12 protein-coding genes and 2 pseudogenes are annotated in these 15,627 nt (G+C 64.2%); 7 read left to right on the forward strand and 7 right to left on the reverse strand.

Features of this window, described 5'->3' with window-relative positions; genetic code table 11:
* Together BJF89_RS04625 and hrpA are read left to right on the forward strand one after the other, a co-directional pair.
* On the forward strand, positions 1-164 hold a 164-nt coding region (locus BJF89_RS04625), incomplete at its 5' end, for a carboxymuconolactone decarboxylase family protein (protein ID WP_187344675.1).
* Positions 165-234: 70 nt separating this feature from the next.
* Entirely contained in the window at positions 235-4,278 is a 4,044-nt protein-coding gene (gene hrpA / locus BJF89_RS04630; RefSeq protein ID WP_075812695.1) for an ATP-dependent RNA helicase HrpA, read from the forward strand.
* Position 4,279: 1 nt separating this feature from the next.
* On the opposite strand, the gene nrdR is transcribed toward hrpA, so the two are convergent.
* Both nrdR and BJF89_RS04640 read right to left on the reverse strand, forming a co-directional pair.
* Positions 4,280-4,741 carry a transcriptional regulator NrdR gene (gene nrdR, locus BJF89_RS04635; RefSeq protein WP_075812697.1) on the reverse strand — a complete coding sequence of 154 codons (462 nt, stop codon included), beginning with the start codon at positions 4,739-4,741 and terminating at the stop codon, positions 4,280-4,282.
* A gap of 79 nt (positions 4,742-4,820) precedes the next feature.
* Positions 4,821-5,351: a hypothetical protein gene (locus tag BJF89_RS04640; RefSeq protein ID WP_139311880.1), complete on the reverse strand. Its 531-nt coding sequence runs from the start codon at positions 5,349-5,351 to the stop codon at positions 4,821-4,823.
* Between the two features lie 262 nt (positions 5,352-5,613).
* Between BJF89_RS04640 and lexA the strand changes: the two genes are divergently transcribed.
* Positions 5,614-6,363: a transcriptional repressor LexA gene (lexA, locus tag BJF89_RS04645; RefSeq protein WP_083650496.1), complete on the forward strand. Its 750-nt coding sequence runs from the start codon at positions 5,614-5,616 to the stop codon at positions 6,361-6,363.
* Positions 6,364-6,414: 51 nt separating this feature from the next.
* Here lexA and ptsP read toward each other — a convergent pair.
* Positions 6,415-8,132: pseudogene (ptsP, locus tag BJF89_RS04650) on the reverse strand (phosphoenolpyruvate--protein phosphotransferase).
* Positions 8,133-8,314: 182 nt separating this feature from the next.
* Between ptsP and BJF89_RS04655 the strand changes: the two are divergent.
* Positions 8,315-9,103 carry a DeoR/GlpR family DNA-binding transcription regulator gene (locus BJF89_RS04655; protein WP_075813324.1) on the forward strand — a complete coding sequence of 263 codons (789 nt, stop codon included), beginning with the start codon at positions 8,315-8,317 and terminating at the stop codon, positions 9,101-9,103.
* Between the two features lie 187 nt (positions 9,104-9,290).
* Positions 9,291-9,560: an HPr family phosphocarrier protein gene (locus BJF89_RS04660; protein WP_038548319.1), complete on the forward strand. Its 270-nt coding sequence runs from the start codon at positions 9,291-9,293 to the stop codon at positions 9,558-9,560.
* 8 nt (positions 9,561-9,568) lie between these two features.
* Here the strand turns inward: BJF89_RS04660 and BJF89_RS04665 are convergent.
* Positions 9,569-10,911, reverse strand: a pseudogene (locus BJF89_RS04665) (uracil-xanthine permease family protein).
* Positions 10,912-10,930: 19 nt separating this feature from the next.
* Positions 10,931-12,373, reverse strand: a complete 1,443-nt coding sequence (gene hflX, locus BJF89_RS04670) for a GTPase HflX (protein WP_255372489.1) — start codon at positions 12,371-12,373, stop codon at positions 10,931-10,933.
* A gap of 57 nt (positions 12,374-12,430) precedes the next feature.
* On the opposite strand from hflX, the gene BJF89_RS04675 reads away from it, so the two are divergent.
* Entirely contained in the window at positions 12,431-13,207 is a 777-nt protein-coding gene (locus BJF89_RS04675; RefSeq protein ID WP_075812705.1) for a hypothetical protein, read from the forward strand.
* Positions 13,200-13,706, forward strand: coding sequence for a hypothetical protein (locus tag BJF89_RS04680; protein WP_083650497.1), 507 nt, complete (start codon positions 13,200-13,202; stop codon positions 13,704-13,706). Before BJF89_RS04675 ends, BJF89_RS04680 begins: the two co-directional genes overlap by 8 nt.
* 14 nt (positions 13,707-13,720) lie before the next feature.
* Here the strand turns inward: BJF89_RS04680 and dapF are convergent, their stop codons facing one another.
* Both dapF and miaA read right to left on the reverse strand, forming a co-directional pair.
* Entirely contained in the window at positions 13,721-14,656 is a 936-nt protein-coding gene (dapF, locus tag BJF89_RS04685; protein WP_075812707.1) for a diaminopimelate epimerase, read from the reverse strand.
* Positions 14,657-14,666: 10 nt separating this feature from the next.
* Positions 14,667-15,608, reverse strand: coding sequence for a tRNA (adenosine(37)-N6)-dimethylallyltransferase MiaA (gene miaA, locus BJF89_RS04690; protein ID WP_369803657.1), 942 nt, complete (start codon positions 15,606-15,608; stop codon positions 14,667-14,669).
* Positions 15,609-15,627: the final 19 nt, after the last annotated feature.

Raw genomic sequence — 15,627 nt, forward strand, 5'->3', positions numbered from 1 at the left:
CGCTGGCCGTGTCGACCATCAACGGTTGCGAGCACTGCACCATCGCCCACGAGAAGACCGTGCGCGATGAAGGCCTGACCAAGGAGCAGGTCTTCGAAGCAGTTAAGGTCGCCGCCGTTGTCCAGGGCGTCGCCCAGGCAATCGACATCGAGGACGCACGCTAGAGTGGTGCCGTCTGCCCGTCGCACACTGGTGTGCGGCGGGCTTTTTCAGGTCCAGTGGTAGAATCGTCGGGTGGTTTCCGACGAAGACAACGCAGGTGGCAACAGGCCGAAGGGCCGCAGGAGGGGCCGGGGGCGCCAACGCGGCTCCACGTCAGGAAATGCTCCCCGCCGGTCTCTGCGGTTGAACCTGACCGACAACCTCTCTTTCCCGGAATCTCTTCCTGTGTCGGCTCGCAGGGACGAGATCATGGCGGCGATCAGGGACAACCAGGTTGTCATCGTCGCCGGAGAGACCGGGTCCGGGAAAACGACACAGCTACCGAAGATGTGTCTCGAACTCGGACGAGGTGCCGACAAGAGGATCGGACACACCCAGCCCCGGCGTATCGCAGCCCGTAGCGTCGCCGACCGTATCGCCGACGAACTCGGTGAGAAGGCCGGCGAGCCCGGTAGTCGTGTCGGCTACAAGATCCGCTTCGATGATCACGTCAACCGGTCCACGGCGGTCAAGCTGATGACCGACGGTATCCTCCTGGCTGAGATCCAGCGTGACAGGCTTCTGAAAGCCTACGACACGATCATTGTCGATGAAGCACACGAGCGCAGCCTGAACATCGACTTCCTCCTGGGCTACCTGCGGGAACTTCTCCCTCGACGCCCCGATCTGAAAGTCATCATCACCTCGGCGACGATCGACCCGGAGTCTTTCGCCGCGCACTTCGCCGACGCAGACGGCACCCCTGCACCGGTGATCGAGGTCTCGGGTCGTACCTACCCGGTGGAGGTGCGTTACCGTCCGCTGACCCGCCTGGTGGAAGACAACAGGAGTGGCGTGGACGCCCCGGCGTTCCGGGAGGTCGAGACCGATCCGCTCGAGGGACTGCTCGAAGCCACCCGTGAGCTCATCTCCGAAGGACCGGGAGATATCCTCTGTTTCTTCTCCGGTGAGCGTGAGATTCGCGACGCGGCGGACGCGCTGCAGGACGAGAAGTTCCGTGGCGTGGACGTTCTTCCGCTCTTCGGTCGTCTGTCGGCAGCGGAGCAGCACCGTGTCTTCTCCCCCGGTAACCGTCGCCGGGTCGTGCTGGCGACGAACATCGCCGAGACCTCACTCACGGTCCCTGGTATCAAGTACGTGATCGATACCGGTTATGCGCGTATCTCGCGGTACTCACACCGCACGAAGGTCCAGCGTCTGCCCGTGGAGGAGATCAGCCAGGCCTCCGCCAAACAACGCTCGGGCCGGTGCGGCCGCACGTCCGACGGTATCGCGATACGTCTGTACTCCGAGGAGAACTTCCAGGCACGACCGGAGTTCACGGATCCGGAAATCCTTCGTACGCACCTCGCCAGCGTTATCCTGTCCATGGCCGCACTCGACCTGGGCGACATCCGGAAGTTCCCGTTCCTTCAGCCGCCGGACTCCAAGTCGGTCCGTGACGGCGTGCAACTTCTCCAGGAGCTCGGAGCACTCGACACCGCCGGAAAATCGACGTCGACCCCGGCCCTGACCGACACCGGCCGCGACATGGCGCGCATTCCGACGGACCCCCGCCTGGCGAAGATGCTCTCTTCGGCCCATGGCAACGGGGTGCTCGAGCAGATCGCCGTCATTGTCGCGGCATTGAGTATCCAGGACGTCCGCGAACGCCCCGCGGAGCACCAGGCCCGTGCAGACCAGCTCCACGCAAGGTTCTCCGCGAACTCCGACTTCATTTCCGTGCTTAAGTTGTGGAACTATCTGCAGTCACGCCGCCAGGAACTCTCGGGCAACAAGTTCCGCAGATTGTGCCGTGACGAGTTCATCCATTATGTCCGCGTCCTCGAGTGGATGGACCTGGTCCGGCAGCTCTTCACCGTGATCCAGGAACTCAGATGGTCGATCCCCAATGTCCGTCATTTCCGCGAACTGACCTTCGACCTCGGGGAGGACCAGGGCAGGCCGGTTTCCCCCGACGAGACCGGAATACATAAATCTCTGCTGGCCGGACTTGTCACCAACGTAGGCATGCGCCAGGGGAACTCCCGTCAGTTCACGGGAACCCGCAACACGTCTTTCGTGATCCATCCGTCCTCGCATCTTGCGAAGAAGCCGCCTCAGTGGGTGATGGCCGCTGAACTCGTCGAGACATCACAGGTTTTCGCGCGGACCGTGGCGCCTGTGGTGCCGGAGTGGATCGAGGAAATCGCCCCGCAGCTGATGCGGTACTCCTACGCTGAGCCATTCTGGTCCAGTAAGCAGGGAGCCGCCCTGGCGATCGAGAAAGCATCGATGCTCGGACTTCCCGTCATCAGCGACCGGCGGGTGAACCTGTCCAAAACCGATCCTGAAGCCGCCCGGGACATGTTCATCCGAAATGCACTCGTCGACGGTGACTGGCGCACCAACCACCGCTTCTTCCTGCATAACCGCGAACTTCTGGACGAAGCTGGCCAACTGGAGGACAAGGCACGCCGTCGTGACATCGTCGTTGACGATGAGACGATCTACACCTTCTACGATGAGCGCCTTCCGGCGAGTATCGTCTCGGCCCGTCACTTCGACTCCTGGTGGAAGAAAGCCCGGCAGAAGAATCCGCACCTGCTGGACATGACCCCTGAGGCCCTCATCGGTTCGGATGGAGGTGCCGCCCAGGCCCGTGAGTTCCCCGATACGTGGCGTCAGGGGTCGATGGAGTTCGACCTGACGTACGTCTTCCGTCCGGGGGATCCGGCGGACGGAATCACTATGCGTATTCCACTTCCATTGTTGGCAGGCGTGACCGACCGCGACACCAAGTGGTTGGTCTCAGGTATGCGCGAAGAGCTTTGCGTCGCTCTGATCAGGACCCTGCCGAAACCACTACGGACATCCGTGGTCCCGGCGGCCCAGTTCGCCCGTGCCGCGCTGGATCGAATGACCCCCTATGACGGACCGGTCGACCAGGCCCTTGCTGACGCACTCCGCTCTCTGGGAGGCACCGGGATCGGCGCCACCGACTTCGACTGGAACCGGGTTCCTGCACACCTGCGCATGACATATGCTGCGGTGGACCGGCGAGGCAAGGTCATTGCGGCGTCCAAGGACCTCGGTGATCTCCAGGAGAGGCTCTCCGGCGAAATCACCCAGTCGATCGCGTCGGCTACCGCGCGTTCATCGCAGGGGCATGGCCGGTCCAGCCCCAGCCCCCTCGATTCCGCCGCCCATCAGCAATCGGGAAAGAGGAAGAAGGACCAGCGCGGTTCCGCAGGGGGAGGCGGAATACTCGCAAGGTCGGAGAACTGGACAGCCGAGGGAATCGGAACGATACCCGAGTCCGTCGAAACGGTGGTGGACGGTCAGACGACGTCCGCACACCCTGCACTCGTTGCAGCCGCCTCGGAGAGGGGGAACGGTGTTGTTCTCAAGGCGTTTCCGACAGCCCAGGCGGCCGCCGGTCAGCAGTTCTCGACGGTTCTCGAGATGATGGTGGACGCGTGCCAGGTGTCCACCAAACAGACGGTTAAGGGGCTGCCGCTGCGGCAGCGTGTCGCGGTCGACACGTATCCTCACGGCGGTCCGGATGCTCTGGTCGACGACTGCCGTGTCCTCGCGTGCCGCGAGCTGCTGAACCGCTTCGGCCCGGTGATCCGTGACCCGGAACGCTGCGCAGAAGCTGTGACCGCAGCACGAGAGAAAGGACCGGGGCTGGTCCGGCAGATCTTCGTGGCGATCTCCCCCGCTGTCCTGGCTGTCTCTGACATGTCGCAGGAGCTGGAGGGCTGGGACGGCGCGGCGATCGATGAGATGAGGGGGCAGTTGGATTTCTATCTCGGCCCCCATCGTGTCGCGAAGAACGGAGTAGAGAACCTACGCCACGTGCCGCGCTATGTGGCCGCAATGAAGTCCCGGCTTTCAATGATGGAGTCAGACCCGGACCGTGAGGCGGCACTTGATGACCAGGTCAGGGAGTGCACGGAAGCCATTGCCGAGACCCGGAAGCGGCTCCCCGCCGCACGCTCAGCGTCTCCCCAGTTCAAGGATGTTGAATGGTTGGTCGAGGAGTTCCGGGTGTCGTTGTTCGCCCAGAACCTCGGGACCTCCCGTCCTGCCAGCGCGGCGCGGGTGAAGAAGGCGCTCGCGAAGATCCGCTGACTTATTCAGCGGCGTCTTCACGACGCTGACGGAGTGCCCGGATCTCCGTCTCGAAGTCCTCGGTGGACCGGAAGGACTTGTACACCGAGGCGAACCTCAGGTACGCGACTTCATTGAGGTTACGCAGAGGCTCGAGAATCGCCAGGCCGATGTCGTCCGCGGCTACCTGCGAACCGTAGGACGCGCGAAGCGACTGCTCGACGTCATGGGCGAGTATCTTGAGGTCGTCGCCAGAGACATCGAGTCCCTGACATGCACGGCCGACACCCCTGATGACCTTGTCGCGGCGGAATTCTTCGGTCACGCCGCTTCGTTTGGTCACCAGGAGCACTGAGCGTTCAAGTGTCGTGAACCTTGTCCTGCAGGTCAGACATTCACGTCGACGACGGATCGCCGAACCGGATTCGACCGTACGGGAATCCACCACCCGGGAGTCTTCGGAGCGGCACGCGGGACAAAGCACGACGTTCTCCCTTACAGAGATCAGTGGAACGGTACGGCCCCACATGCTACCCCTGGAACCGTCTCCGAGCGTTGTCCGGTCAGTAGACCGGGATGACGACCTGGCGCGTGGCCCCCGCATCGGTGCCCTGCCCGGCATCTACGCCGAATTCACTGAGGTCGTTGAGAGACGCAATCCTCGCCACTGCGTCTCCCACCGATGCACCCGGGACATGCTCTCTGGCGATGTCAGCCAGGCTGGTGTTGTCCCCGACGGTTACCGTGGCAGTCCTGGCAGGTGTGACAGCCTCCTCGTCCGGACCTGTCAACACCGGTGACGCCGCGAGCATCACCACCAGCGACGCGAGAGACACCAACGTAACGCCCGGAGAACCGAGGACAGATGACATACGGCGACGTATGCGGCGCGCACGAGACCCGGCATCGAACGGACGTTCTTCACAGGCCCCGCAGATCCTGCGACGTTCCATCTGAGCCGCAGAGGGGTGGCGCACCGCGCCGTGCCCCCAGGTGTTCGATCGGCCCGTCTCCACGACACGTGTCCACTCCGGACGCCGGTAGACAGGGAGACGGTCAATATCCGGGCGATTACGTACCGACGTCGTGCTCATGACAACCCACTTTCCGTGAAAACGAATCTGATCTGCGGAATCTGACAGGACCATGACAGCACTGCAGTCGGACATCATCTCGCGCCATGATCGCAATCTTCGTTCGTGTGTTCGAACTCTAACCTACGCTCCAGACGCTAGCACGGGTGTTCGAGGAAGTCCACAACTTCCGCGACACGTTCGAACACCCTTATGAACAATGTCGGTGCGGTGATGTACTGTCGAAACCACGATCGGTACAACGAGACCAGGAGTGGGTCAGATGGCAGAGAAACAGAAGTCCTCCACGGGGGCAGGTCCAGGGGGCAGAAAGCGCGCCTCCCTCGCCGGTGCGGGAGCGGGTAGTGATGACAAGGGCAGGGAGAAGCTCTCCGACCGTCAGCGCCGCATCATGGACGTCATCAAAGATGCCACGCGGTTCCGGGGCTACCCGCCCAGCATCCGCGAGATCTGTGACGCCGTGGGTCTGAACTCCACATCATCAGTGTCGTACCACCTGCGGGAGCTGGAGAGGAAGGGATATCTCCGGCGGGAGGACAACAAGCCTCGCGCTGTAGACATCCGGGATTTCGAGGATGAGGTGGTATCCCGTCCAGGGCCCAAGCCGGCATCCACCCCTGGCCCGGAAGGGATGCCTGCTCCGTCGTTCGTCCCTGTGGTGGGCCAGATCGCTGCCGGTTCACCGATTCTGGCCGAAGAACACGTGGAAGCTCACTTTCCGCTGCCGCAGGAACTGGTGGGCAGCGGCGAACTGTTCCTCCTGCAGGTAGTGGGAGAGTCCATGCGGGACGCGGGTATTTTCAACGGCGACTGGGTCGCTGTCCGGTCACAGAAGGTCGCCGAACTCGGCGACTTCGTTGCGGCCATGATCGATGGCGAGGCAACAGTCAAGGAGTTCCAGAAGGACGGCAGCGGTGTCTGGCTTCTCCCCCACAATGATCTCTTCGAGCCTATCCCCGGTGACAACGCCGACATCCTCGGCCGCGTCGTCGCTGTCCTCCGCAAGATTTGAGCGGACCGCCGACTGACCGTCAGGGACCCTGACACCGCCGAGGGCGTGGAACTAGAGGCCGAGGACCGCTGCTGCGGCGGTCTTCGCCTCTTCTGCCCCGTCAGCGTCGAGCGCTGCGGCCGCCATTTCCCGGCACACCGCGAAATCGATCTCACCCAGCTGAGCGCCCACCGCCGCCAACGCCGGCGGAGCCGCTGAGAGTGAGGTCACCCCGAGCCCCGCCAGAACGCACGCGAGCATCGGGTCGGCAGCGGCTTCACCACACACTCCGACCGCCGTGCGTGTCACCGCACCGGCGCGGCAGGTCGTGTGCACCAACCTCAGCACTGCCGGCTGCCACGGATCTGTCAGATGGGCAAGGGACGCTGACATACGGTCAGCCGCCATCGTGTACTGCGTCAGGTCATTTGTACCGATGGAGACGAAGTCAGGTAGGGCATCATCTTGTCTGCCATCAACGCTGCCGCGGGAACCTCGATCATCGCGCCCGCAACGAGTCCCCGCTCATGGCACAACTCCGCGAACCACTGTGCTTCGTACACCGTAGCCACCATCGGCGCCATAACCCAGGTCTGCGCGGACGACTCCTCCCGGCCCGACTTCTTCAGGGCCAGTGCAATCCCGTCGAGCTGGCGCTCGAGCAGCTCCTGATTCGTCCGCGCGATACGGAGTCCACGGACTCCGAGCGCCGGATTCTCCTCACTCTCCGCCATCACGTAAGGAACCGGTTTGTCCGACCCTGCATCCAGCGTCCGGATGACCACCTTGCCCTCCGGAAAAGCACTCAACACCTCTGCATAGCGATCCGCCTGCTCCTCGACCGACGGCTCCGTCGTTTCACTGAGGAAGCCGAGCTCGGTCCGGAACAGCCCGATGCCTTCCGCGACTGACTCCGCGGCCTGCCTTGCAGCAGCACCGTCCTGCACGTTGGCGAGAAGCTGAACCCGGTGACCATCGGCAGTTTCAGCCGGTCCGTGCCAGCCACGCACCTTCGAGGCAAGTTCCGCGGCTGCCGTCACCCTCTTTTCGACGTCCGCCGGATCCACGCCCGTCTCCACGGTGCCCATGGCCGCATCAACCAGGACCTCGGTTTCCGCGGCGATGGAACGAAGGTTCGACCCGATTGCCACAATGCACGGAATGTCCAGCTGGCGGGCGATGATCGCGGTGTGACTCGTCGCGCCGCCTTTCTCCGTGACCACAGCGACGATCAGTTCAGGATCAAGGGTCGCGGTGTCAGCGGGAGCCAGGTCATCGGCGAAGAGGACATGGGGAGAATCGACGTCAGGGATACCCGGCTCGGGTTCTCCGCGCAGCTCCGCGATCACACGGTCGCGGACATCCATCAGGTCGGTGACCCTCTCCGCCATCACACCGCCCGCCTTGAGGAACATCTCGACAAAGTCATCCGTAGCCTGTTTGACCGCGTAGACATTGGTCTGGCCTGCGTTGACCGATTTACGTACCTTCTTGGCCCACGCACGGTCCTTCGCTATGGCGACCGTGGCTTCAAGCACCTGGCGGGCGTTGCCCTCGACTGTTGCGGCGCGGGCACTGAGCCGCCCCGAGACGGTGTCGACGGCCCTGGTGAACGCCTCGAACTCTGACTCCCTCTCCCCTTCGGCGACTGTCTTGTCCGGCCCCGGCAGCTCCGGGCGGTCCGTCACCCAGGTCACCGGCGCGAAGACGGTACCGGGGACCACTGACTTCCCCTTCAGAGCGACGGGCTCACCGTCATGAGAGGGTGCGGAGGTTTTCGTGTCTGCCATAGTGTCTGGTCTCCCACAAATATTCAGAATGGACATCTGAAAAGACATCGGTTGACGTATTAGGTTGACGTCCACAGTACCCTCTTCGCCCCCTCTTTTCGGGGCCCGTCGGGGCCACCCCCGTCAGGCTCCTCACCCCCGAATCGAGGTTCGCACCCCCTCGACCCCATACAATGCACATCATGAACTCAGAGGAACGTCGCCGCCAGATCGCGTCACTGACCGCAGTCAACGGGCGTGTCACCGTGGTCGAGCTCGCGGAGCGTTTTGCCGTCACCCCCGAGACGATCCGTCGTGACCTGACGGTCCTCGACAACGACGGTGCACTGCACCGGGTCCACGGCGGCGCGGTCCCCACCAATACATTCCAGACCCGCGAGACACCGATCGAGCTACGCAGCACCACCTCCACCGAGGCGAAGATCCGGATCGGGAGGGCAGCGACAGAACTCCTGCCGAGGACCGGCACCGTGTTCCTCGACGCCGGCACAACCACTGCCATGCTCGCGCACGCCATCGCAGAGACAGGGCGTCCCGACGACAACCCGTACCGGAACCTGACGGTACTGACTAACTTCCTCCCCCTCGCCGTCCGCCTGTCCGCGGCCGGACTGTCGGACGTCCAGTTGATCGGTGGCCACATCCGCCCCATCACCCAGGCCGTCGTCGGTGACATCGCGTTGCGCACCATCGGCGTCCACCATGCCGACATCGCGTTCATCGGCACCAACGCCTTGTCCATGGATCACGGCCTGTCGACAGCTGACGCGGAGGAAGCTGCGGTGAAACGTGCGATGATCGCGAACTCAGACCGTGTCGTCGCCATGTGCGACTCCACGAAGTTCGGCAGGGACTACCTCGTCAGTTTCGCCAACGTGCCCGAGATCGACGTCCTCGTGACCGACGACGCGGCTCCACACCAGTACCTCGAAGCGTTCACCGCGGAAGACGTCACTGTCGTCACGGCGTGAGGACCGTGACGACAGTGACGACCGTAACGACCGTAACGACCGGGGTGCCTTCCGGAGGGTGCAGGCGGGTGCAGCACAATTCCCGGCCGTTCGGCTACGCTGTCTGGAAGAGAGTGAGGCGCTCCACACTCGGTGTGCCCGCACTTCTGATGACACGATACGACGACTCGAAAAGGACCTGAGAACCATGGCCTCCACCACTGTCACCGTCGGCTCCACCGTCGGCCTGCACGCCCGTCCCGCCACCATCATCGCGGAGGCAGCGGCCAACTACGACGATGAGATCCTGCTCTCCCTCCCGGGGGAGGACGACGACGAGCCGTCGGACGCATCATCCTCGCTGATGATCATGGCGCTGGGCGCCGAGCACGGTGACGAGGTCACCGTCTCCTCCGACAATGCCGAAGCCGTCGAAGCCATCGCCGCGCTCATCACCAAGAACCTCGACGAGGAGTAGCACAGGGTTCAGGACTTCAGGTAGTAGTCCCGGACCGACAGGTCGCGGCCTTCACCGATGTTCTCGAACAACCACCTCAGGATCGGGTACCCCACGATGATCCCCACGGACCCCCAGGCGATGCCTTCGAGCTCCAGTGAGCCGATCTGCAGAGTGAGGTTCCCGATCCCCGCCGTCAGGGCAACGGCCGCCGCCGAAAGATTCACCGGGTTGGTCAGGTTCACGTTGTTGTCCTGCCAGATCCGGATGCCCAGGAGACCGATCATCCCGTAGAGGACCATCGTCGCTCCTCCCAGCACCCCCGCCGGAATGGTGTTGATCACCGCGCCGAATTTCGGGACGAAGGCCAGGATCATCGCGGTCGCTGCGGCGACCCAGTAGGCGGCTGTCGAATAGACCTTCGTCGCGGCCATCACCCCGATGTTCTCCGCGTAGGTTGTGGTGCCTGAGCCGCCGAACCCGCCGGCCAGCGTGGTCGCCAGTCCGTCCCCGATAAGCGCAGGGCCCGCCTGGTCGTCGAGGTTTCTCTTCGTCATCCCGGCAACGGCCTTCACATGCCCCACGTTCTCCGCGATGAGGACAACCACGACGGGCAAGGTCAGCAGAACCGCACTGGCGTGGAACTCCGGGGTGTGGAAGTCAGGCAGACCGAACCATGCGGCATCGCCGATGACGTCGCGTGCGTCGTCGGCGATGTTTCCGGTGACCACGGCGAAGCCCCATCCGATGACGACACCGATGAGGATACCGAGACGCCCGATCATGCCTCGCCCAGCAACTGTGACAATGAGCACCGCGCACATCGTCACTGCGGCGACCAACGGTTGGTCAGCGAAGTTGGATGTCGCTGCCGGCGCAAGATTCAGCCCGATCAGCGCGACGATGGCACCGGTCACCGCCGGCGGCATGACGGCGTCAAGGACACGACGACCGGCAGCTTTGACCAGCACACCGACGAGGATCAGTACGAGCCTGCGACGAGTACACCGCCGAGCTGGGCGGCGAAGCCTTCCGCCTGGGTCGCCGTCAGTGGCGCGATGAAAGCGAAAGAGCTGCCCAGGTAAGACGGAACGCGGTTCCGGGTGATCAGCAGGAAGAGAATCGTGCCGATCCCGGAGAACAGCAGTGTCGTGTTGACCGGGAACCCGGTGAGAGCCGGCACCAGGAGCGTCGCCCCAAACATCGCGATGACGTGCTGCATACCGATACCGACGGTCCGCGGCCATGTCAGCCGTTCCTCCGGAGCGACGACCGCCCCGGGCCTGATGTTTCTTCCATCTCCGTGCATCCTCCACCCGAAGAAGGACCCGCGCGGGGCTTCCTCGGGGACGCGATCAGTCCGCGTGTTCATCTCGTCCATTCGGACGAGCTTATTCTGTCCCCTCGCCGACCGCGATTCGCAGGTCCGACAGTTCTTCCGCGATGATCCCGGGCAAGCGTACCTCCACACGGGTGCCGTCCTCGGTGTACTGCTGGCTCAGCACGGTGCCGTACTCGTGCAGGCGTGCCACGACGTCCCCGCGGTCGAACGGCACCTGCAAGACCACATGGTCGTCAAGGGAGTTGAGGAAGAGCTCCAACCTGCTCTCGAGCGCCGGAATGCCTTCACCGGTGGCGGCCGAAACGAACAGCACGTCATCCAACCGGCTGCGAAGCTCAGCCAGCACCAGCGGATCCGCGGCATCGACTTTGTTGATCACGAGGATTTCCGGTGGTGCCGGCTCCCCGGTCTCCTCAGCAATCTCACCGATGACTTTGTTGACCGCAGCGATCTGCTCCATCGGGAAAGGATCGGATCCGTCAACGACGTGCAGGACGACATCAGCGGCCATGACCTCTTCCAGGGTGGAACGGAAGGCCTCGACCAGTTGTGTCGGCAGGAACCGGATGAACCCGACGGTGTCCGAAAAAACGACTGCACGTCCGTCGGCGAGCTCGGCGCGGCGGGTCGTGGGGTCGAGGGTCGCGAACAACGCATCCTCCACCAGGACCCCGGCACCGGTCAGTGAGTTCAGCAAGGACGACTTGCCTGCGTTGGTGTAGCCCGCGATGGCGACTTTCGCGATGGCGGAGGCGTCACGACGACCACGTTTGATGTCACGGGACTTCTTCATGCCCTGGATCTCGCGACGTAGACGGGCCATCTCGCTACGCAGTCGCCGACGGTCAGCCTCGATCTTCGTCTCTCCAGGTCCACGCAGTCCGACTCCTCCGTTGGAGCCCGCACGTCCACCTGCCTGCCGCGACAGGGCCCCGCCCCAACCGCGCACGCGGGTGATGAGGTACTCCAGCTGCGCGAGAGCGACCTGTGCCTTGCCCTCCTTGGACTTGGCGTGCTGCGCGAAGATGTCGAGGATCAGCATCGTCCGGTCAATGACCTTGACGTCGAGTGCCTTCTCCAGGGCGATCATCTGCCCCGGGCTGAGCTCACCGTCGGCGACGACCGTGTCCGCGTTGGTCTCCACGACGATCTGGCGCAGCTCCTCCACCTTGCCGGACCCGATGTAGGTGCCTGCATCCGGTTTGTCCCGGCGCTGGTAGAGCATGTCGGCGATCTCGGAGCCGGCGGTCTCCGCCAGGGCCGCCAGTTCTGCGAGGCGGGCCTCGATCTGTTCGAGACTGCCTTCGGTCCATACACCGACGAGCACTACCTTCTCGAGCCGGAGCTTGCGGTACTCGACGTCGTAGCCGTCGTCCTGTTCGGTGGAGTGGACGTTCGTCCCACGGCTGAGCCTCCGGAGACTCGACCGCTGCTCGAGGTCCAGCTCTCCGACTGTGGTCTCCGCGTGGATCTCTTCAGGGTTCTGGTTCATGCTTGTCATTACCCACCATCTTTCCACGAGTCGCGGCCACAGAGTAGAGTCACTCCCATGATTCCGGAACTGAAAAGTGTGGGGTTGGATTTCAGCCGCTGGCAGGATGCTCTCGAGGCAGCGTACGGGACAGGGGCGTTACGGGTCACCGGCGAGGTCCGCGACGGACAGGTACTGCAGTACGACGACCCGAGTGGTGCACGTCTGGTCATCCTCGCTGTCCCGCCCTACGGTTCCTTCGCCAGTTTCAGCGGTGGTGCGGAAACCTCGGCGCACCTCAGCATGGTCGACGACATCGTCGGTGTGCTCGACATCGTGGCCGATTCTCCCCTCCTGCAGGTCCGAGCCGAGGGCGCGCCGGTGATCGCGTCGTTGACCGCCACCATCGCGCAGGGCCCCCTGTTGTCGGACGAGGGGACGTTGACGTATCAACCGATGCAGGTGACCGCACTCGCCGCGGACGTGGCCATCCACCGCACGCGGGACGATGCCGCACGCGCGGGCGTCCTGCGGGTCGGTTCAGTAGACTCCACCGGTCTCACCGACCTGAACTCCGGCGCGGTCACACCCCACGCGGCGGCATCGGTGGCCGTCGAGGTCTCCACCGCTGAGCGCAGGACGGCAGCCCTGACCGGCCAGTCCTTCTGGGTGTGCACGGTCACTGCCCCGTTCGAGTTCACCGTTGTCGTTCCTGACGACGGCGGCGACGACCTTCCACCCGGCACCATCCTCGCCGGGTCAGTCCAGTTCACAGCCACTGCCGTGGATCCTGCATCCTGTTCCTCGGGCGGGTGTGGTTGCGGGTCAGGAGGTTGCGGAGGATCCTGTGGCTAGGAGTGTCCCGAAGATCCTGCTCGTGGCGGCGTTCGTGGTCGTACTGTCATGGGTCGTGATCAGTTCCCTCGGCCGACTCGGCATACTCATCGCTGTCATCCTGGTGATCACTGCCGCAGTCACGGTCATCAGGCAGGATTCCGAGCGCGAGATCGCGTCGCTGAAGCGGTCCATTGACCTGTCGGCCACCGATATCGCGGCGATTCTCGACGACTGGGACGACTTCCGGCATTCCAGTGACCCGGCCCGGGTACGTGACCGCCAACTGCACCGTCCGGAGCTCTGCGACGCCCGCTCCGGGATCTCCAGCGTGTCGCGGTTCCACGCGGCCGCCGGATCATGTGAGCGGTTCCTCCGGCACCTTCCCGAACGCACCACGTCCTTGTCGACGGTCACGTCCCTGACAGAACTCCTGCATGAGACGGACCAACGCGCGTTGAGTCTGCAAAGACTCTGGGACCGCGCCCGTCAGGACTCCGTCAGTTCACGTCACCACTGACCTGCCCAGAGGGCTCAGAGCGCTGCAGTGGTGACCGTCGTGGCGAACACCAGGCGCGACGGCCCTCTGAGCGTGGCGGGGATCGGCTGTCCGTCCTTGTCCGCACCCACCGTGACGGCCACCTCCCCGCCGGGAATGACGACGCGTACGGTCTCCTCCCAGGCTTCCTGCGGCCGCGACGGGCCGTCGAACCGGTCATACAGGGCCGCGACGGCGGCCGCGACAGTACCGGTACCGCAGGACAATGTCTCGCCGACCCCACGTTCGTGCACTCTCATGTGCACGCGCCCGTCCTCCAGCGTGGTCAGTAACTCCAGGTTCACCCCCGTCGGGAAGAATGAGTTTTCGTAGTCGGGGCGCAGGTCAACCCTGAGCTCAGCGAGTTCCGCGGAGGTGAGCCCGGGTACGACGCAGGCCAGGTGAGGGTTCCCCATGTCGACTCCGACACCCTCATACCGGACACCGTCCAGTGTCGCCACGGAGGAGCCCATGATGCGCGGCGCACCCATGTCCACGCTGACCTCGGCATCCGTGGCGGTCGCGGCATGGATCCTCACGTCGCGACGTCCGGCCCGGGTACCGACGGGCCAGGTGCCGTCAGCGTTGCGGTAGTCCGACGTCGTCAGGGACAGTGTGCTGAGGGCATGGGCGAAAACGCGGACTCCGTTGCCGCACATCTCCGCCACCGACCCGTCAGCGTTGCGGTAGTCCATGAACCAGTCCCCGTCCCGGACACCGTCGGGCAGTCGCGCCAGGACGCCCTGACGGACGAGCACACCCGCCGTGGCGATCCTGATCACACCGTCAGCACCGATGCCTCGATGACGGTCAGCCAGCGAGCGCACGAGGTCATCGGTGAGGTCCACCACCGCCTCAGGGTCAGGTATCAGGAGGAAGTCATTACCGGTTCCGTGTCCCTTGATTACCTCTAGTTGTGTGCGCTCATCCATGGTCGAGAGTCTAGTGGCTCCCCGACTCCCCCGTCGTCCCACCCACTGCCTCGAGCACCGCGGCCACCACCTGGTCGGAGACGTCAGGAGCGGAAGCGTCGAACCATGTGATCCGGGGGTCGCGCCGGAACCACGCCCGTTGACGTCGGGCGTAGCGGCGGGTGCCTGTCACCGTGCGTTCGACGGCCTCGTCAAGAGTGAGCTCCCCGGAGAGATGGTCGAGAACCTGTGCGTAACCGATGGCCTGTCCCGCTGTCGACGACCGTCGCAGCCCCAGGTCCACCAGCGAGCGGACCTCCTGGACGAGCCCTTGCTCGAACATACGGTTCACCCGGGCCTCCAGTCGCGGATTCAACCAGTCCGCCGTCGCGGAAAGCCCGACCATCGACGTACCCCACCGCGTCGGTCGGTCTTTCGGCGGTTGCGAGGCTGCGAACGGCCGGCCGGTGAGTTCAATGACCTCCAACGCCCGCACCGTCCGGCGCCTGTCCCTGTTCTCGATGACTGCCGCCGCCTCCGGATCCCTCTGCGCCAGTACGGCGTGCAGCCGCTCTACCCCGAGGCGGTCGCACTCCTGCTCCCACCGGCGACGTACCGCCGCGTCCGTGGGCGGAAGGTCCCAGTCGTCGAGGAGTGCCTGGACGTACATCATCGACCCGCCGACCACCACCGGCGTCCGTCCCCGGCCGCGGACGGCCTCCACGTCAGCGATCGCGGCGTCACGGTAACGGGCGACAGAGGCTGCCTCCGTGACGTCGAGTACGTCGAACTGGTGGTGGGGTATCCCGCGTCTGTCCTCGGGTGGAAGTTTCGCTGTACCGATGTCCATCCCCCGGTACAGCTGCATGGAGTCAATGTTGACGATCTCGCCGCCAACCGCCTCCGCCACGGCCAGAGCGGTGTCGGACTTCCCTGCCCCCGTCGGGCCGACCACCGCCACCGGCCGGGGCAGTCGCTGGTGTGCTGTCATG

This window comes from Corynebacterium sp. CNJ-954, assembly GCF_001942345.1.
In the GTDB taxonomy this organism is placed as follows: Bacteria; Actinomycetota; Actinomycetes; order Mycobacteriales; family Mycobacteriaceae; genus Corynebacterium.